Raw genomic sequence first — 19,282 nt, forward strand, 5'->3', positions numbered from 1 at the left:
GTGGTTACTATTTTAAAATGTCACATAGATAAACTAACCTTAAAAGAGGAGAGAAAATCTTTGAGGGTTAGGGTATGAAAAGAAGGTGTATTATTACGGAGGGCACTGAGAAAAGCACCCAGGGTGGCACCATACCTGAAACTTGAAAGAAGTTAATTTTTCAATGTTTTCTCCCAATCCCATGCAGTCTTGATTATAAATTCAAGGTCGTCATATTTGGGCGTCCAGTTTAACTTTGACTTTATCTTGCTACAGTCAGCAACAAGCTCAGGTGGGTCTCCAGGTCTTCTTTCAGTTTCAATAACTTTAAAATCTATACCTGTAACCTTCTTTGCTACTTCTATGACCTCTTTTACTGAGTATCCATGACCGTAACCACAGTTAAAGACTTCACTTTCACCACCCTGAAAAAGCCATTCAAGAGCAACAATGTGAGCATCAACAAGGTCAGTTACATGAATGTAGTCTCTTACACATGTTCCATCACGGGTGGGATAGTCTGTGCCGTAAATCTCAAGATGAGGAAAATCACCTTTTGCACACTTTAGAGCTCTTGTTATAAGATGGGTTGATTCTTTATATGCCTGTCCAATCTTTCCTCCCGGATCTGCACCAGCCACATTAAAGTATCTTAAAGAGATGTATCTTAAACCATATGCTAAGGAAAAATCCTTGAGTATCATCTCTGACATCATCTTTGACCTTCCATATGGATTAATTGGTATAAGCTGAGAATTCTCACTTACAGGCACAATTTCAGGAATACCATATACAGCTGCAGTGGATGAGAAAATGAATTTATCTATATTGTTTTCAACAAGAATTTTTAAAAGATTTAGTGTGTTTTCAGTATTGTTTTTGTAGTACTTAGCAGGATTCTGAACGCTCTCAGGAACAACAATTGATGCGGCAAAATGAATTACTGCATCAGGTCTGAAATCCTTAATAATTTGCTCTATGCGAGAAGTATCAGCAAGGTCAACAACCTCAAGTTTTCCATAAAGCACAGCCCATCTGTTTCCACTTGAGAGATTGTCAATTGTCAGAATTTCGTATCCCAGCTCACCAAGCCTTTTAACACAGTGACTTCCAATATATCCAGCTCCACCAGTGATAATAATTTTTCTTCGCATTCTTAATCAAATACTTTGTCTTCTAACCTGTGGAGTCTTATCATAATATCATCAACTATCTTTTCCCACTACATATAGTCTTTCTAAAGTCTTTAAAAATTTTAACATAAGTCGCTCAACCCTTATAAACCTTTTCCCAATATTCTTTCAGATACTCCATCTCTTTTCAACCCAGTTAATATTTTCAATATACCACTGAACTGTCTTACTTAATCCTTCTTCAAAGCCTGTCTTTGCCTTCCAGCCAAGCTCTCTCTCAATTTTTGTAGTATCCATTGAGTATCTAAAGTCATGCCCTGGTCTAAAACAAGACTTTTTCCATCGTTTTTGCCTCTACAACAGGAATCTTTGTCATGCAGAAACTTCTATTTCCTGAATTCCTATAAATTTAGGTAAATCATTTAATTCCTTATATTCTTCCAAACACAACTCCAATACTTCTTTTAAATTTTCTCGTAACTCATCCAATATATCTGCCTGAGTATGAGCTCCAGGAATTCCTGGAATAATACCAACATATAGTTTTGTTTCAGGATCCCATTCAATATAGGCTATAAATCTTTTTTTATTTTCTAACACTTTATTACCTCATATAAACAAAATTATTCTCTACCTCTTTTAATTCTGGCAATCTTCCTTTTATGCATCTAATAAGCTTTCCCTGAGCTTTTGGCTCAATTTGCCAATTCAAGAAGTTCTTCTCTTGTAATCCAGCCATTTCTGTATGCTATCTCCTCTATGCAACCTATCATAAGCCCTGTTTTCTTCTCAATGGTTGCCACAAACTCTCCAACTTCAAGAAAACTATCATGGGTTCCTGCATCAAACCAGGCGAATCCTCTTCCAAGAAGTTTCACTTTAAGTCTTCCTCTTTTAAGATACTCCTTATTTGCGATTGTTATCTCAAGCTCTCCTCTTAGTGATGGCTTTATGTTCTTTGCTATTTTAACTGCCTCATTATCATAGAAATACATTCCTACCACTGCATAGTTTAATTTTGGTTTCTTTGGCTTTTCCTCAATTGAGATTACTCTGCCATCTTTATCAAACTCAACAACTCCAAATCTTTGAGGGTCTGATACATAGTAGCCAAATATCTATGCTCCGCTGTTTTTTTCTACTTCCCTCTTTGCCTCATTCAGTATCTTTAAAAGATCATAACCAAAATACGCTTGTTTGTTTTTATTTATATTATAACCAATTTTTAAACTTTGAACTTTTAACTTTAAACTTTGAACCTTGAACTTTGAATCACCTGAAGGGTGTTGAATCACCCAAGGACACTGAATCGCCAAAGGCTTATTCTTAAAACGGGTAGCAGCAAGGAGTCTCTCAACCTTTTTTAACCTTGCTCCACCACTCAACTAAAAAGGCAAGAAAAACTCCTGCAAAAAGCGAGCTTATGGCTGATACCGCAATAATCAACTTTCTCTTAGGAACTTCTTTCAGTGTATCCACAACTTCAGTTCCCAATTGAGAACCACAACTATACCCAAATTTGCCGATAGAAGTTTAAAAATTTGGTTCATCTCCCCTTTAGTTGCAAATGATTAAATAAAATAGTGGACATTACGAGTCCTGCTTGGTAGAGTAATTTATCCAAAAAACTCTTTCATAGGAGACTCTGCAATGTCCAATATAAACATTAAAGCATTTTTCAAATTTAGTAAATTAAGGCTTATGGCTTCCATGATGTTGAATATTTCTCTATTAATCATATAATCATAAAAGGTGCTTTCTTTTTGCAACTAAATATGAGATGAACCAATCATTTTAATTAAACTCAAATACCTTTCTATTACTATCTCCTCGCTAAATCTATCCTCAACAAGCCTCCTTCCCTCTTTCCCCATTTTTAATCTCTCCTCTTGAGAAAGCTCAAACATTTCAAGCATAGCTCTATAAAGACTCTCAACATCTTTTGGTTTAACAAGAAAACCATTTATACCATTCAAGCAAGCCTCCCTGCATCCTGGAGCATCGGTTGTAATAATAGGTTTTTCCATAGCCATTGCTTCAAGAAGGCTTCTTGGCAGACCTTCTCTATAAGAAGGCAAGACAACGCAATCACAATTACACAAAAAAGGCCTTATATCCCTGGCAAAAGGTAAAACTTGAATAAAAGGCAGTTTTTTAATTTTCTCAAGCTCTTCTGTTGAAATAGATTTAGGATTTCCCTCATCCAACCCGCCAAGAAGCCAGATTTCAAAATCTTTTCTTTTCTGATAAAGAATCTCTCCTGCTGAAACGATTTCAAGAATCCCCTTATCTTTGAGAAATCTTCCAACAAAAAGAAAGATGAATTTATCTTTTTCTATTTCCTTACACTGAGAAGGTGAAAAATGTTCTGTATTTACTCCTTCTCCAGGAATTTCAACTACCTTTCTTTCTGGCACAACTCCATTTAACTCTTTTCTATCCTCTGGATTTAGAAAAATTACAAATTTACTTCTTCTGAAGGAAAGCCAATATAAAAATTTTACCAGTTGAGCCAACCCCCCTCTCCTCACAAAAACATATCCAAGTCCGGTAACCACATTAATATAGGGGATTCCGAGAACACTTTCTGCAAACCCTCCATAAATATTTGGTTTAATGGTGTAATTTATAACGAGGTCTGGCTTAATTTTTTGAAACAGCCGAAAATATTCCCAAAAAAGCTTTAAGTCTTTAAGAGGGTTTTTGCCCTTTCGGGAAAGATTTTTAACCTCAAAGCATTCAAACCCTTCCTTTAAAAGCTCTTCTGTATACTCATCTCTTGGAGCGACTGCAATTACTTCGTATCCAAGACTTTTAAGTCTTCTCATAAGCCCAAGGCGGAAGTTGTAAAGAGAAAAAGAGGTATTGGACGATAGAACAATCTTAAGCTTTCTCAAGTTTATCTCTCTTTTGACTGAGTAAGTTTGCAAAAGACAATGCTATAAGAGTATGGACGAAAACATACCTTTTTCTGTATATAGAACCCAAATTGGGCTCAGAAATTACATGTAGCCAAACAAAAAGAATGCAGGATAAGATTATGAGGTAAACATCCAATCGTTTGCGAAACTTCCAGAGAAAAAATGGAAAAGTAAAAAAGCCAAACCAGATTATAAGCGTCTCAAAGGGAGTAATATAGCGTGCAAGTGTGCCTCCTGGAGTGCCTCCTTTTGTAAACCAAACATCTGGAAATGGTGAAAAAAAGCCCAAAAGTAAAGCCCTTGGTGTGTATACTATGAAATCGCTTGCCTTCTGAGGCATAAAATCTAAGTCCACAGCACCAGCACTTCCCTTCATGACATGCTCAATGATATAATGCCTCGTACGTGCAAGCTCGTAAAGAAGCCTGTCAAACTTTTCAGGTATCCACCATTCTTTTTTCCAGTTTGTTTGTGTTTGTGTTTGTGGTTGTGGTTGTGGAGCTAAAGCATGCGACAGCAAAGCAAACATTAAAAAGAACATGAAATTTATATGACCAACTTTATGGGGGATTGATTTTGTTTTGAGAATTTTGTAAAGAAATACAATCAATAATAACACAAATAATATAAAATTCAAATACTTCATAGGTATCATCATATGTTCTCTTCCCAAGTAAATTAGTAGTATTCCAAGTGCGCCTATAGGCAAAGACAGCAAGAGTTTTTTTGTGTTATCTCTTAAAGCCAGCACAACAGAGTAGAAAAACAGAAGAAAACCTAAGATATAAAGCCCATCTCTGTGTATTTGTGAAACCCATGTAAGAGAAGACGGAAAAACCGCAAGTGGAATGCTTGCAATCAAGGATTGCTTAAAACCAAAACAAAACTCTTTTAAAATAAGGATTAATACCACTCCTGCACTTGCGTGAAGAAAAGCGTTGTAAGGTAATATTATCCAAGGTTCATGAATACCTGTTATAGCAAAAAATAAAGCGGTTATCCCTGTCATTATTTGACCGTCAACAGAAGGTTTTAGGCTCCATACGAGCCATCCTTTTTCCTCAATGTCTTCCACAACTTTTAGAGCATTTTGATAAAAACCTATCCAATCTCCACCTACCATTAAACCGTGTCCCCAGTGAGCGCTTGGAAAAAGGTAGGGAAGAAAAACCTTTTGCACTAAGATGCCAACAAGCAGGCTATAAAAGAAAAATCCTAACCAGACCAACGCAATTCTTCTCATAGCCATCTCTCTTTCCAAAGCTCAAAAACAAACAAAAGCCAAAGCTTGTTATGATTGATTCCTTTTTCCTCAAAATACCCCTTTAGCAACCGCTCAACCTCTAAGGAATTAAAAATCCCCTCTCTTTTTATCTTTTCGAGATTTAGGTATTCCAAGTAGAGTTTTTTAAGCTCTGTCTTAAACCACTCATAAACGGGAACTCCAAACCCCATCTTTGGTCTTTCAATAAACTCTTTGGGAACATACTTGTAAAGCACTTTCCTCAATAGGTATTTACTCTTGCCATTCCTGTATTTATACTCCACAGGAAGCCTTAAAGTGAATTCAATTATCTTGTGGTCAAGTAATGGCTCTCTTCCTTCAAGGGCAACAGCCATGGTAGCCCTATCAACCTTAACAAGTATATCATCGGGAAGATAGGTCTTAAGGTCGTAATACATCATGTATGTTAAGTCATCAACAGGGACATTATCAAGACGAAAGGTCTGAGTTTCAAGAAAAGAACTAAGACCAAGGTTTAAAAGGCCCTCTTCAAGAAAATATTTATTGGACACATCGTATTGGCTCTTTATATCCCTGTGCTTTAAAACATTCCTAAGTTTTATGTATTTATCCCTGAAGTTAGTCCACTTTGGAAGCATAAAGGAAAACCTTTTATAAACTCTTAAAGCAAGGTCTGGACTGATTAAGTTTAATGCAAAGGCAAAGGCAGAAAGAAAAGGGATTTTATTAAGTTTTTTTATTCTTCCGCCAACTATTCTATACTGGGTATATCCACAAAATTGCTCATCTCCTCCATCTGCAGAGAGAGAAACCTTGACCTGAGATTTGGCAAGCTTTGAGACAAGATAGGTGGGTATGGCAGAAGAATCTCCAAAAGGCTCATCGTAAATTTCAGGAAGGTTTGGAATTATCTCGTAGGCTTCCTTTGGAGTGCAGTATAGCTCTGTGTGGTCTGTGCTAAGATAGTTGGCTATTCTTCTGGCATACTCTGCCTCGTTGTAATCTTTCTCATAAAAGCCTATGGTGAAGGTCTTTAAAGGCTTCGTGCTTTCCTTTTGCAAAAGGGCGCAGACTGTAGAGCTATCTAATCCACCACTAAGGAAAAGACCAACAGGCACATCGGAAACAAGCCTTAGTTTAAAACTTTCCGTGAGAATACTCTCAAGCTCTTTCGCAAGCTCTTCCTCTGTGCCTTTTAGCTTTTCCTCTTTTAAATAATCCTCAACCTTCCAATAGGCAAACTTTAAGAGCTTGCCCTTATCATCAACTATCAGAAAGTGCCCAGGCTCAAGCTTGTAGGTGTCTTCAAATATGCTATATGGGGAAGTAATATAGCCATATTGAAGAAACAAAGAAAGGGCCAAAGGGCTTAACTCTTTTTGAAACTTTGGGTGTTTATGAAAGGCTTTAAGCTCAGAAGCAAACATAAAAAGACCATCTTTATTGTAATAATAAAGAGGCTTTACCCCAATCCTGTCTCTACAAAGTATAAGTTTTTTCTCTTTTTTATCCCAGAGGGCAAAGGCAAACATACCCCTAAAGCGATGCACCGCCTCAAAACCCCATCTATGAAAGGCTTTAAGAATCACTTCAGTGTCTGAGTTGGAGAAAAATTTATAGCCCTCTTTTTCAAGCTCCTGCCTTATTTCTCTAAAGTTATAAACTTCCCCATTGTAAGTAATCACAAAATTTTCAAATTCCATAGGCTGGTGTCCTGCGGGAGAGAGGTCAAGAATGGAGAGCCTTCTGTGGGTAAGGGCAAGCCCATAGGAAGGTTCAAGATATACCCCTGCATCATCGGGACCACCATAGGCAAGAGAGTCCCGCATGCTTATGGCAACTTCTTCTAAAGAGTATTCACCCTTATAATTAAAGTCCCAAAATCCTGCTATTCGGCACATTTTCAAAGCTTCCTAAATATGAATTCGTTACACCCAGTATTTGCTTTCCTTAAACTTCCTAAAAAACCTGCTTTTTTGTCTTTCCCACAGGGCAATCTTGTAGGAGCTTTAATAAGTTCAAAACCTAAATTTTCCACAAAAGCCTTTATTTCATCAAAGCAGGCAAATTCATACGGATAACCTCCAATCCAATCTACAGCATCATAAAAAACATGCATACCCCTTTCCTTTCTTAAATTAAGAGTTTTTCTTCTAAATACATACCCTAAAACGGCATAACTTCCATATATCAACTCAAGTAAAGGCTGTATTAACTTATGTTCATTGTAGAACTTTTTAATTTTAAACCAAGTGGGAGAGCTTGGAGCATGGTTATATATTGCTATAATTAAGTATCCACCTTTTTTAACAAGTTTAGCAGTATTTTCTATGGCTTTATACATATTTCCTGTGTGATGCAACACCCCCCAAGAGTAAACAATATCAAATCCCCTTTTCTCAAGCTCAATAACTAAGTTATCATCCAAAATATTTCCCTGAAACCAGCGCCAACGAGTTAGGTCAATTTTATATTTATCTTTGAATCTATTTACCAAAATTTCCAATGCTTCTAAGCTTTCTCTATCTATATCAAAACTTACTACTTCTTTACATTCAAGAAGATAAGCAGATAAAGAAAATAGTCCTGAACCATATCCTACATCAAGAAAAGTTGAGCCTTTATAATCTTCCTTTGATAAATACTTTAACAAACTATACTTTGCTTCTTCTACCACTTTATCATCTACTATCTTTGAAACATAATTCTTCCAGTTTCTGCCAAAGCGAAACATCTTCATAAAATTTCCCTCCACTCTTCCACGATTTTCTCTATATCCAACTCCTTAGCCCTCTCTACAGCCCTTTGAGCATAACTCCTTCTCAACTCCTCATTTTCCAAAAACCTCCTTACCACCTCAACCCACATAAGCTCCCTCTCTTCAAGAGGCTCGTTTGCTTCTTTATATTTTAGCTCAAAAGTAGGCATAAGCACTCCATAGCTTGCAAACTCAGGCTCTTTGGTCTGCTTTTCAAAGTCTGTCTCTGGTGCAAGAATCTCCCTTGGACCAGACCTGCAATCAGAAGAAATTACAGTCACCCCGCACGCCATAGCCTCAACAAAGGCATTAGGAAAGCCCTCCCAAAGGCTTGGAAAGACAAAAAGCTTAGACCTTGCTATAAACTTGAATGGATTTTTCTGAAAGCCAAGCAAGTAAAGGTCAAAATCATCGGAAAGCCTGCCTTCGTCCCATACAAAGGTTTTTAGCCCAAGGTTTTGAGAGAGTTTGACAAGATAACCTTTTAGCTCTCCTTCTCCAAGTATTACAAGCTTTAAGTTTGGAAAATCTTTCTTCAAAGCCTTAAAGATTCTAATCAAATACCATTGACCTTTCGGCTTGGTCAGCCTTCCCGCGGTTATTAAAACAGGATTATTAAATATCGGCTCATATTCATTTAATAAGGCTTCCTTTTTCTCCTGTATTTCGTTGAAATAGACTGGATTATAGATTACTTTTATTTTCTCCCCTGGCAGTCCATAAAACTTTTCAAGCTCGGCTTTTATAGATTTTGAAACTGTAATAATAAGGTTTGCCTTAGGATAGAGTAGTTTATTAAAAAAATTATAAGGGTGCCAAGAAGGTCTTCCATACCTTTGCGACATACGGATAGAAATTACAGATTTATGCTTTGACAAAAAGGAGGCAACTATATTTACATAATTTGCCCTTTCAAGCATAGAAAGAACAACATCTTGAGCCTTTAACTTTTTTGAAAGTCTTAAAGCATATATAGGTATAGAGAAAGTTTTGTAAATAGAGCTTGTTTTTGTAGTATGATTGGAGAGATATTCAATTTTTTCTTCTGGAATTTTATACTTCACTTCCTTTTCCAGAAGGAAAATTTTTTTGAAGTTTAAGGCTTTAAACAGATTCACTGCAACCCCTTCTGCACCACCACCAGAAAGAGAATTTAGAGGAAAATTAAGCATCATTACCTCCAGATGAAACAAATGGTTCAGTTAATCTTTTATTGTATTCATCCAATCTTTTAACAAATTCTTCTTTTTTAAAGAAGAAAGGTTCGTAGGTTCCTATTACGACATCTAATTTTGTTCTTTTTAATTTATATAAATATTCTAAAATCCATGGCTGTTTTGTAGTAATTATAATCTTATATATGAAAAGTTTGAATTTTGAACTCTTATTAACAGGTAGCTTTCCAGATTTAGCACAAGATAACAGTTCATCTAAAAATACTTTAGCTTTTTCAAAGTCTTTTTTAATAGCAGTTTGAACGATGGCTCCAAAGTATTGCAATTTACCCACACATTCATTATTAAACTGAATACCGTTCTTTGATAAAAAGTTTTTTATTGCAGTTTCATAATTTATAGCTATTTTATCTTGGTTATTCATCGTAATTGAACTACCGTGCCTCCTCCAGAATCCAAGTATATAAGTATCCTTATAAAACCTTCCTACCTTTGAAAGTCTTAGCCATGTAGGGAAATCAACTAATCGTATTTCTTTTGGGTCTTGAATAAATTCGCCTACTTTTTCTAATGCCTCTTTCTTAATCAAAGCAGTTTGCGAATAGATGGGGTTATAACCATAAATAAGGTAATCAAAGGCCTCATAAGGAAGATTAAAAGGTTCAGTTTTAATAAGTGAAACTCTATACCTTTGTAATGTTACCTTTTCTAAATCTTCGTGGATATAACCTACATTACCATGAAGTAAAACCACATCCTTTGGTAAATGTTTGATTATATTTATTTGCCTTTCCAATCTATAATGTGGCCAGACATCGTCCCCTTCTAAAATTGCAATCCATTCTCCTTTAGCAATTGATAGAGCTTCGTTATAAGTTTTGTCCAAAGCCAAAGGTCCATAATTATAATCGTGTCTTATAAGTTTTATTCTTGGAACTTTATCTATATATGATTTTATAATGTCTACGGTATTATCTGTTGAGCAATCATCAACAATTATCATTTCCCAATTAGTATAGGTTTGACACAATACTGACTCTATACATTCAGCTATATATTTTTCGTGATTAAAAGTAGGTGTTATTATAGATATCATAGGATTGCCTTTCATTGCACACTCCTCAACTCTTCTCTCCACTCTCTTACCTCCACACCCAACTCTTTACATATTTTATCATTACTCATAACCGACCAGCGTGGTCTTCTTGCTGGCAAATTAAAGTCAGCCTGATAGGCTGGAAGTATGAGCTTACTTATCCCCTTTATCCTAAAATACTCCTTTGCCCATTCGTAACGAGAAGCATAGCCTGAGTTTACAAGATGATAAAGACCTGTGAGTCCAGCATCAATTGCCTTCATTGTTACTTCAACTATGGTTCTTGTTGAAGTTTGCACTGAAAATTCATCTACTGCGATTTTCAAGACATCCCTTTCTTTTGCCCATTGTTCAAGCTTATAAAGGAAGTTCTGCTTTCCTCTTCCGTAAACCCAGCTTGTTCTGAAGATTAAGTATTTATCAAGTATCTCCTGAATAAAAAGTTCGCCAAAAAGTTTGCTTTTTCCATATTCATTTATTGGATTTAGCTTGTCTTCCTCAGTATACACTCCCTGTTTCGTTCCATCAAATACATAATCAGTGGAGTAGTGAATCAGCCTTATTCCTTTGTCTCTACATGCTACTGAAAGATTATAAGCACCCAGTGCATTTACTTTATAAGCCTGATGAGGCTCTTTTTCTGCTTCATCAACATTATTATAGGCAGCGCAGTTTATGACAATATCTGCATTGGTTTCTTTTATGACTCTGAAACATAAAGCCATTCTCTTATGTTTAAACCCTGCCCGTACACTGGAACAGGCTCATCTTTTAATGCTTTAATGATTGTTACAGGAATAAGCTTTTCAGGATACTGCCATTGCCCATAGTTATTGCTCGGTCTTACTGTAATTACAGGCAATCCATATGTGCGTGAGTATGCCCTTGCAAGCATATCCTGTGATGCTTTGCTTACAGAATAGGGTGAGTTTGGACAAAGGGGTGAGAATTCTGTAAACTTGCCTTCTAATCCAAGCTCTCCATATACTTCATCTGTTGATATGTTTATAAATCTTTGAACTTTATAATGCTTTGATAGTTCAAGTAGATTCAATGTGCCTTCAATATTGGTTTTTATGAATACGCTGGGTTCAAGAATGCTTCTGTCAACATGGCTTTCCGCTGCAAAATGAATCACAATCTGGGGTTTCTGTATTTCAAAAACCTGTTTTAATGGCTCATATTGAGATATATCAGTCTGATAAAACTTTATGTTATCTTTTAGTTCTTTAAGTCTTTCAAGGTCTCCTGCGTAAGTTAATGCATCAACAACAACCACCTCATAACCTCTTTTTACAGCCTGACGCACAAACTCACTTCCTATAAATCCTGCTCCACCAGTAACGAGAAGTCTCATTTATTCTCTCCTGCGCATAAACCGATTAAATTTTGTTTAATATTTCAATAAATTCTTCAACGCTTAACTTTATCTCTCTTTAAAATTTCTCTAAGTAGAGGAATGGCTAAGTCTTTACCTTTATGATGAGGGATCGTGGTTGTCCTTCCATCAAAATGTTTATAAAATGCATGACTACCTCTTTGTCTAATTTTCTGGAAGCCAAGATAAAACAAGACTTTTTCCATCGTTTTTGCATCTACAACAGGAATCTTTGTCATGCAGAAACTTCTATTTCCTGAATTCCTATAAATTTAGGTAAATCATTTAATTCCTTATATTCTTCCAAACACAACTCCAATACTTCTTTTAAATTTTCTCGTAACTCATCCAATGTCTCTGCCTGAGTATGAGCTCCAGGAATTCCTGGAATAATACCAACATATAGTTTTGTTTCAGGATCCCATTCAATATAGGCTATAAATCTTTTTTTATTTTTTTTATTTTCTAACATTTTATTACCTCCCTATACACAAAATTATTCTCTGCCTCTTTTAATTCTGGCAAAATTGCATCTTTTTTTGATAGTACTGGCTGGGACAGTGGCCATTTTATACCTATTTCAGGGTCGTTCCATATTATGCCTCTATCAAGCTCTGGAGCATACTCTTCAGTGCACTTATAAATTATCTCAGAATCCTCTAATGCTACAAATCCATGGGCAAATCCAGGTGGAATCCATAGCATATGTTTATTTTCCTCTGAAAGCTCAATTGCTACCCATTTTGCATAAGTGGGTGAGCCCTTTCTTATATCAACTGCCACATCCCAAATTTTTCCTTTTATGCATCTAATCAGCTTTCCCTGAGCTTTTGGCTCAAGCTGATAATGAAGCCCCCGTAAAACTCTCTTTTTTGATTTTGAGTGATTGTCTTGAACAAAGGGATAATCTATCCCAAATTCTTTGAATGTAGATGTTTTATAAGTTTCCATAAAGAATCCTCTATCATCTTCAAAAACCCTTGGCTTAATCAAGATAACCTCAGGAATTTCAAGCCTTATAAATTCAAAATTCATGAAATCTCCCCTTTAGCAACCTTTTCCAAATACTTTCCATATTCTGTCTTTCTTAACGGCTTTGCCAATTCAAGAAGTTCTTCTTTTGTAATCCAGCCATTTCTATAAGCAATTTCCTCAACACAACCTATCATAAGCCCTGTTTTCTTCTCAATGGTTGCCACAAACTCTCCAGCCTCAAGGAAGCTATCATGAGTGCCCGCATCAAACCAGGCAAAGCCCCTTCCGAGGAGCTTCACTTTAAGGCTACCTTCTTTTAAGTATTCTTCAAGAACTGAAGTTATCTCGTATTCTCCTCTGTGTGATGGATTGACTCTTTTTGCAAGCTCGGTAGCCCTTTGATCAAAAAAGTAAAAACCCATTACCGCAAAGTTAGACTTGGGATTTTTAGGCTTTTCTTCTATTGAAAGCACTCTGCCCTCCTTGTCAAACTCAACTATCCCAAAACGCTGAGGGTCTTGAACTGCATAACCAAAACAAAAAGCTCCCCCTCTTTCTTCTACTTCTTTTTTGGCGCTTTTTATCTCCTCCGCAAGATTGTGACCATAGAGTATGTTGTCCCCAAGAGCATAAAAAACACTATGACCTTTTAGCCACTCCTCCGCAAGCAAAAGCCCTTCCGCAAGACCATTAGGCTTTTTTTGAATTATATAGGTAAGGCTTATTCCAAGGTGGGAGCCGTCACCTAACAGCTTTTTGTAAACCTCTAAGTCTGAAGGGTTCACAACAAGGGCTATTTCTCTTATATGTAGCAACATGGTAATTGACAAGGGATAATAAATCATGGGTTTGTTATATATAGGTAGAAAGTGCTTGTTTATCGCAATGGTTACAGGATATAGCCTTGTCCCTGAACCTCCTGTAAGTATAATAGCTTTCATTTTAGCCTCCGCTGTTAAATTAATATTATACATTAGGAATTATTTATAGAGTTGCTATCTACTACTATTACCTGATAGTTTGGATAATCACTTCAAAGAATTCTTTTCAAACATTCAATCTTATTGGTATAACCGTTGTAGTTGAGAAGAATAACATAAACTTTAGGGCTTATCATCTTTATCTACCTTCACAAAAATTTTCTTTAAATCTTCTAAAAACTTCTGTGGCTCACTTTTTATAACCTGTCTGTAATAATCAAAGTCTTTATATCTGTCTTCAAAATTTTCAAAACAGTCTTTTATCTTTTCTATTATTTTAGGAATGTTTTCTTTTTTGTCATCAAATTTATACTCATCAGGTATGGGAACATCTTCAAAAAAAGCAGCAGAACCCCGCTTTCCTGTAATAACACAACAACCGAGTATTGCTGCTTCTCTTGGAATTCTATCCTTACCTGGATGATTACCAAAATCTATATAAACTTTGGCTCTTTGGAGTGTTTTTATAACTTCCTCTCTACTCATGTTAATTAACGGAACGAATTTTATATCTTTTGCTGAAGAGATTATTTTTTTAGTAAAAGCAAAACCTTTTTTAGGGTTATATGCTACTATGTTTTCTTTTTTAGATAAATCCGTTTGAGTTTTTAAAAATTCAGGATTAAGATACTCCGAAAGGTAATATAATGGCTTTAACTCTTTGAACCAGTCCACACCTCTGTAGGAATTTGTCATATAAAATTCTGATATTTTTAGTAAACTGTCGTATCTATAATCATACTTTTTTGCGAGTTTTTTCAAGTTATCTTCTGTAAATATATCAAATAATGGTGGTTTATTAAGTATTGTCATTACTTTATTTAAAACCCTTTTAAAAAAGAAATCTTTTTTTGTTATTCTGCTAAAGTAGTAGTTATCTACACTTAAAAACCAGACACCTTTTCTAATGTTTTTATATTTGGACAATAACGATAAACCACTCAAAACTTCTGGTACAATTAGAATGTTATCTTCAATATCTTCTTTTTCTGATATTTCTACTACATAAGGAACATTGTAAAATTCATACTCAGGATGCACTGGACTTTTAAATTTTTTAGGATCAAAGTTGTAATAATACATGAAAGCTTTTATATTCAAATCGTTTATAAGATGGTAACATAATTGATGAAGTAATTCTGGCCCACCAGTAGCATTGTTTGCTGGGCATGCAATAAAAAACTTTGTATTTGAGTAAACTTTTATGCTCATATTGATCACCCTAATCACTACAAGATTTAACTTTTGGAGTTTTAATAAAGCTATCTATACAAGCCTTTATATTTAAATACCAAATTTTTAGAGGTAATTTAGTTGTTAACAAAAGTTTTATAAGCAAATAAAAAGGATATTTTTTCTTGTAGTGTAGTTTATAAATCCATAACCAATTTCTAATATTATAATAAAACCTCCAATCATATGTTTCACTTGCGGAATAGTTCGTTTTAGTTTTATGGAAGACTACGCTATCTTTAACATACACCCCCAAATATCCATTTTTTGCTATTCTTAACGTATATTCTACATCATCCGCCCAAATAAAAAACTCTTTTATTGGCAACCCTATTTTTTTTACAACATTTTTGTTGAGTAAAAGTGACACAAAAGATGCAGATTCTACCAATAGAATACCTTTATTTTCATAAAGATTAAAAGGAATACCATTAACTAAAGGCTTTACGGCTGGAATGTTCATAATGTGAGGTGTTTTATCTATCCATAGAACTTTACTACAAACAAAACCAATACTTAAATCATTATTCAAGTTATTAATCCTCTCTATCATATGAATTAATGCTTCATTAGTAGGAATAGTATCATCATCCATCAACCACAGCCAATCATATCCTTTCTCATAAGCTCTTTTGACTCCTTCGTAAAAACCACCTGCTCCGCCTGTATTTTCATGCATTCTCACATAATGCAATTTGATAATTTCTCCATTGGTTAAATTCGTTATATCAAATTCCTTCTCCCATGCTTCTGATAGATTCTCAGGTGGTAGCTCTTTTATATACCTCTTTTCTAAAAGTAATTCTGGAGTCCTATCCGTAGATGCATTGTCTATTAGGTAAATTCCTTGTATGGGCCTTGTTTGTTTTTTTAAAGCTTCCAAACATTCAAGTAACAAATCTTTCCTGTTGTAAGTAACAACTACAGCACAAACACTATCTTTCATCTTACACTCTCTTCAAATACTTCTAAAGATCTTTTTATCACATCATCCATATCATAGTATCTATACTCTGCAAGTCTGCCTACAAGTATAAGATTTTCAAATCTATCTGCTTCTTCCTTATATTTGTTATAAAGCTCTTGGTTTTCTTTTGCAAAAACTGGATAATATGGTATATCTATATTGGCTTTGTAAGCTTTTGGAAACTCTTTTAGTATTGTGGTTTTTTCTGATTTGGTTGGGTGTATATGTTTAAACTCTGTTATTCTTGTAAAATCGTAGTCGTTTGGATAATTTACAACTGCAACTTCTTGATAGTATTCCTGCTCTACAGTCTCAAAACTTAGCTCTAAACTTCTATATGGTAAATATCCATATTTAAAATCAAAAAGTTCATCTATCATCCCTGTAAATATTAGTTTTCCTTTAAACTCTTGTCCCATAAAATAAATTTTTTTGCTTTGAAAATCTACATGTAACACTTCCCCAAAATCTGTGTTAAGCATAATTTTAATATTAGGGTGATTTAACATTCTCTCAAATATCCTGGAGTATCCTTCGTTTGGTATAGCTTGGTATCTATCATTAAAGTATCTATTATCTCTTCCTATGAAGATAGGGACTCTTGCAGTAACTTCAGGATTTATTTCCTCTGGTTTTAGACCCCATTGTTTTGCCGTGTAATTTTTAAACACTTTTTCATACACAAAATCAGCTAAAAACTTCAAATCTTCATCACTTTCTTTTTTAAGTTCAAGGATAGGTATTTTTGCTCCGTAGCTGTATTTCTTTAGCAGTTTTTCAACAATCCTGTTTGAAAGAAAACTCGGAAAAAGCATTTCAATAGAGTTAAAGTTAAAAGGTATAGGCACTTTTTTACCATCTATAAAAGCCAAAACTTTATGATGGTATAATATCCAGTCTGTAAAATTAGACAAGTAATCAAAAACTTCTTTATAGTCTGTATGAAAAATGTGCGGACCGTATTTATGAACGATTATATTATTTTCATCTTTGTAATCATAGCAATTACCACCAATATGATTTCTTTTTTCTATTATCAACACCTTTTGATTTAAAACATTTGCAATCCTTTCCGCTATAACAGAACCTGCAAATCCTGAACCTACAATGATGTAGTTAAACATTCTTGACCTCCAAAATTTTTATTCCAGTATTCTGCAAATATAAAAGCATGGTAATAGTAACAAAATAAGCTAATATAATAAGATGCACAAACACCATCACTTATAGAATTCACCTCGTAGATAAACCAACCATTCTTCAATCCAGCAGAAAGACCTGTTATGCCTGAACCAAGAATTAGAATTTTATTTTTCATTATTCCCACGTTTTTTATAAACTGCAAATAATGTACAGCTTAAATTTGGTCCATTAAAAATATCTGACACACCTAAAACATCAAAAAACTTAAAGAATATAAGTAAGATCAAATGCTTTAAAAATTTAAGATATTTATTTTTCAGATTGGGTTTATTATAGTACAGCCAACAGCCGATATTAGCAGGGAATCCTGTATTATAACCAAAATTTAATCTATCAAAACCGCAACTATTAAATAATTCATCGAGTTCCTCAATAGTATAACCGTCCCTTAAATGTCCAATACTGTAGTGAAATTTTCTACCAAAAAACTTTGGATATAATGGAGTAGGTACAGATACAATAACAATTGCATCATGTTTTAAGTGTGAAATACAATTTGCTAATAGTTCTTCTGGATTTTGAATATGTTCTATCACATCTATTAAAAGAACTATATCAAATTTGAGGTGATTTTTTTTTATTAAGAAATTAATAGCATCGTCCTTGAAAAATAATATTTTGGCATCAGCTTTTAATTTTTTTAGAATTATATTAGCAGTATTTATAGAATCATCAGAAATATCACATCCAATGTAATTTAACTGTATTCCTATAATTTTACACAGCTTATAAAGTTCAAAGGCATTTATGCCTGAACCACAGCCTCAAAAACATTTACATATCCAGTCTCCCTGTACTTATTTAGATGTGTTCTCAAGAAGTAAAATACAGGTTTTAATCTAATATGCGTATGTAAATCTAGTATACCGAAAAATTTTATCAATAATTTAGTAATTGTGTTTTTTGAAATTAAAAAATAATAGCTACCTATTGGCATTTTAACAAACCCTCCTTTCTCTTGAATTTAATATAACTTAGGAATAAAACATTTATTTCCGTCAATAACCAGCTGATACTTACTCCAATATGTTTTAAGTCAAATAAGCCTACAAATATCAATACAAAAATTATATCCAATATGCTACAACTAATTATTAGCCTCGCCCATTCCTTTATAAATCCAAATCCAAGTAAGAATAAAGTTGCATATATAGTGGCTACCCCAATTATAAAAGGCAAAAATGCTAAAATTCTTAAAACAATTACTGATTGCTGATATTGGCTACCTAAAATTATGTTAATAACTGGTTCAGCAAATGCAAAAAGTAAAAAAGAAGCAATAAAAGTTCCAACACCAATAATTTTTACTATCTTGCTAATAAATCTTATTGCTTTATCTTTTGACTCGCTAGCAAGTTTGCTAATATGTGGATACACGGCTTGAGATACAGGTGTTAATATGCCTTGTATTGCTTTCACTATCTTTTCTGCTGCAGAATAGTATCCAACAATCGTGTTGTTTGTAAATAATCCTAAAATAAAAGTATTGCTTGTAGTATACAAATTTATTGCTATCATAGAAATAAAAATATACCATCCTTCTTTCAACTCTCTCAATATATTTTCAAATCCAACAAATTTAAATCTTATATTCCAATCCTGATAAATTATCCATAAACTCAAAACCCCAGCCAATATAAAACCAATAGAACTTAACAAAGGAACCTTCCAATAATCAGACTGCTGATTTACAAAGATAAATATTGCTATCGTAAATAAACTCTTTGCTAAAATATTTAAAAATGTTATATACTTCATCTTCTCCATTCCTTGAAAAAACCAAACCGGAAACAAAACCTGTCCTACCACCATCCCAAAACTCAAAAAATAAACCTTCCAATCTTCTCTAAATTTATCAAAACTGAAAACTAATATAGAGAGTAGTAAAAAACTTAAAATTAACAAACCAAACTTTATAATCATAACTGAACTAAAAATTTCCTGAACTTTCTCTTTATTTTCTCTATTAATAGATATCTCTCTTGTTGCAGACAAATTAAAACCATAATCAGTCAAAATCTGAAAATACATAATGGTAGCCGTTGCAAAAGCAATAAGTCCAAATTTTTCTACCCCCAAAACCCTTACAAGATAAGGAAATGTAATCAAAGGTAACACATAATTTACAAGTTGTAAAGAACTCAAAGATATAAAATTAGAAATTAGCCGCTTTTTATCCTCTGTATTAAAAAGCCTTTCCATAAGGCTAACCGATTTCAAAGGCACTGTCCTCCAAAA

At 34.2% G+C, this 19,282-nt stretch carries 19 protein-coding genes and 3 pseudogenes; all 22 read right to left on the reverse strand.

What is annotated here, in order from left to right:
• Window positions 1-152: 152 nt before the first annotated feature.
• Complete coding sequence (gene galE, locus ACZ430_RS05325; protein ID WP_464910761.1) at window positions 153-1,133, reverse strand: UDP-glucose 4-epimerase GalE; 981 nt, start codon at window positions 1,131-1,133, stop codon at window positions 153-155.
• Between the two features lie 147 nt (window positions 1,134-1,280).
• A complete protein-coding gene (locus ACZ430_RS05330; RefSeq protein WP_464910762.1) occupies window positions 1,281-1,409 on the reverse strand; it encodes a hypothetical protein in 129 nt (42 codons plus the stop codon).
• Between the two features lie 75 nt (window positions 1,410-1,484).
• Entirely contained in the window at window positions 1,485-1,712 is a 228-nt protein-coding gene (locus ACZ430_RS05335; protein WP_464910383.1) for a type II toxin-antitoxin system HicB family antitoxin, read from the reverse strand.
• 95 nt (window positions 1,713-1,807) lie between these two features.
• Window positions 1,808-2,302 (reverse strand): annotated as a pseudogene (locus ACZ430_RS05340) (sugar nucleotidyltransferase); the annotation flags it as partial.
• A 163-nt stretch (window positions 2,303-2,465) separates the two neighbouring features.
• Window positions 2,466-2,606: a hypothetical protein gene (locus tag ACZ430_RS05345; protein ID WP_464910384.1), complete on the reverse strand. Its 141-nt coding sequence runs from the start codon at window positions 2,604-2,606 to the stop codon at window positions 2,466-2,468.
• Between the two features lie 275 nt (window positions 2,607-2,881).
• Complete coding sequence (locus ACZ430_RS05350; protein ID WP_464910385.1) at window positions 2,882-4,009, reverse strand: glycosyltransferase family 4 protein; 1,128 nt, start codon at window positions 4,007-4,009, stop codon at window positions 2,882-2,884.
• Entirely contained in the window at window positions 3,996-5,276 is a 1,281-nt protein-coding gene (locus ACZ430_RS05355) for a hypothetical protein (RefSeq protein ID WP_464910386.1), read from the reverse strand. Before ACZ430_RS05355 ends, ACZ430_RS05350 begins: the two co-directional genes overlap by 14 nt.
• Window positions 5,273-7,180 carry an asparagine synthase (glutamine-hydrolyzing) gene (gene asnB, locus ACZ430_RS05360; protein ID WP_464910387.1) on the reverse strand — a complete coding sequence of 636 codons (1,908 nt, stop codon included), beginning with the start codon at window positions 7,178-7,180 and terminating at the stop codon, window positions 5,273-5,275. Before asnB ends, ACZ430_RS05355 begins: the two co-directional genes overlap by 4 nt.
• Window positions 7,181-7,182: 2 nt before the next feature.
• Window positions 7,183-8,019 (reverse strand): class I SAM-dependent methyltransferase, encoded by an 837-nt coding sequence (locus ACZ430_RS05365; RefSeq protein WP_464910388.1) that lies wholly within the window; start codon window positions 8,017-8,019, stop codon window positions 7,183-7,185.
• A complete protein-coding gene (locus tag ACZ430_RS05370; protein WP_464910389.1) occupies window positions 8,016-9,209 on the reverse strand; it encodes a glycosyltransferase in 1,194 nt (397 codons plus the stop codon). The genes ACZ430_RS05365 and ACZ430_RS05370 overlap by 4 nt, the downstream gene beginning before the upstream one ends.
• Complete coding sequence (locus ACZ430_RS05375) at window positions 9,202-10,350, reverse strand: glycosyltransferase family 2 protein (protein ID WP_464910390.1); 1,149 nt, start codon at window positions 10,348-10,350, stop codon at window positions 9,202-9,204. Before ACZ430_RS05375 ends, ACZ430_RS05370 begins: the two co-directional genes overlap by 8 nt.
• Window positions 10,320-11,033: a dTDP-4-dehydrorhamnose reductase gene (gene rfbD / locus ACZ430_RS05380; RefSeq protein ID WP_464910391.1), complete on the reverse strand. Its 714-nt coding sequence runs from the start codon at window positions 11,031-11,033 to the stop codon at window positions 10,320-10,322. The genes ACZ430_RS05375 and rfbD overlap by 31 nt, the downstream gene beginning before the upstream one ends.
• Window positions 11,015-11,665, reverse strand: a pseudogene (locus ACZ430_RS05385) (dTDP-glucose 4,6-dehydratase); the annotation flags it as partial. The gene rfbD and the pseudogene ACZ430_RS05385, both read right to left, overlap by 19 nt.
• Before the next feature lie 56 nt (window positions 11,666-11,721).
• Entirely contained in the window at window positions 11,722-11,925 is a 204-nt protein-coding gene (locus ACZ430_RS05390; protein ID WP_464910392.1) for a type II toxin-antitoxin system HicA family toxin, read from the reverse strand.
• Window positions 11,922-12,158, reverse strand: a complete 237-nt coding sequence (locus ACZ430_RS05395; protein ID WP_464910393.1) for a type II toxin-antitoxin system HicB family antitoxin — start codon at window positions 12,156-12,158, stop codon at window positions 11,922-11,924. The genes ACZ430_RS05390 and ACZ430_RS05395 overlap by 4 nt, the downstream gene beginning before the upstream one ends.
• Window positions 12,152-12,721 carry a dTDP-4-dehydrorhamnose 3,5-epimerase gene (rfbC, locus tag ACZ430_RS05400; RefSeq protein ID WP_464910394.1) on the reverse strand — a complete coding sequence of 190 codons (570 nt, stop codon included), beginning with the start codon at window positions 12,719-12,721 and terminating at the stop codon, window positions 12,152-12,154. Before rfbC ends, ACZ430_RS05395 begins: the two co-directional genes overlap by 7 nt.
• A complete protein-coding gene (rfbA, locus tag ACZ430_RS05405) occupies window positions 12,718-13,602 on the reverse strand; it encodes a glucose-1-phosphate thymidylyltransferase RfbA (protein WP_464910395.1) in 885 nt (294 codons plus the stop codon). The genes rfbC and rfbA overlap by 4 nt, the downstream gene beginning before the upstream one ends.
• A 162-nt stretch (window positions 13,603-13,764) precedes the next feature.
• A complete protein-coding gene (locus ACZ430_RS05410) occupies window positions 13,765-14,853 on the reverse strand; it encodes a hypothetical protein (RefSeq protein WP_464910396.1) in 1,089 nt (362 codons plus the stop codon).
• Window positions 14,854-14,863: 10 nt separating this feature from the next.
• Window positions 14,864-15,820, reverse strand: a complete 957-nt coding sequence (locus tag ACZ430_RS05415) for a glycosyltransferase family 2 protein (protein ID WP_464910397.1) — start codon at window positions 15,818-15,820, stop codon at window positions 14,864-14,866.
• Window positions 15,817-16,965 carry a UDP-galactopyranose mutase gene (gene glf, locus ACZ430_RS05420; protein ID WP_464910398.1) on the reverse strand — a complete coding sequence of 383 codons (1,149 nt, stop codon included), beginning with the start codon at window positions 16,963-16,965 and terminating at the stop codon, window positions 15,817-15,819. The genes ACZ430_RS05415 and glf overlap by 4 nt, the downstream gene beginning before the upstream one ends.
• A 183-nt stretch (window positions 16,966-17,148) precedes the next feature.
• A pseudogene (locus ACZ430_RS05425) lies at window positions 17,149-17,796 on the reverse strand (class I SAM-dependent methyltransferase); the annotation flags it as partial.
• A gap of 175 nt (window positions 17,797-17,971) precedes the next feature.
• The gene (locus tag ACZ430_RS05430) at window positions 17,972-19,270 is read right to left on the reverse strand and encodes a flippase (protein WP_464910399.1); all 1,299 of its coding nucleotides are present in this window, start codon (window positions 19,268-19,270) and stop codon (window positions 17,972-17,974) included.
• Window positions 19,271-19,282 lie beyond the last annotated feature (12 nt).

It is taken from the genome of Thermodesulfovibrio sp. TK500a (genome assembly GCF_055381765.1).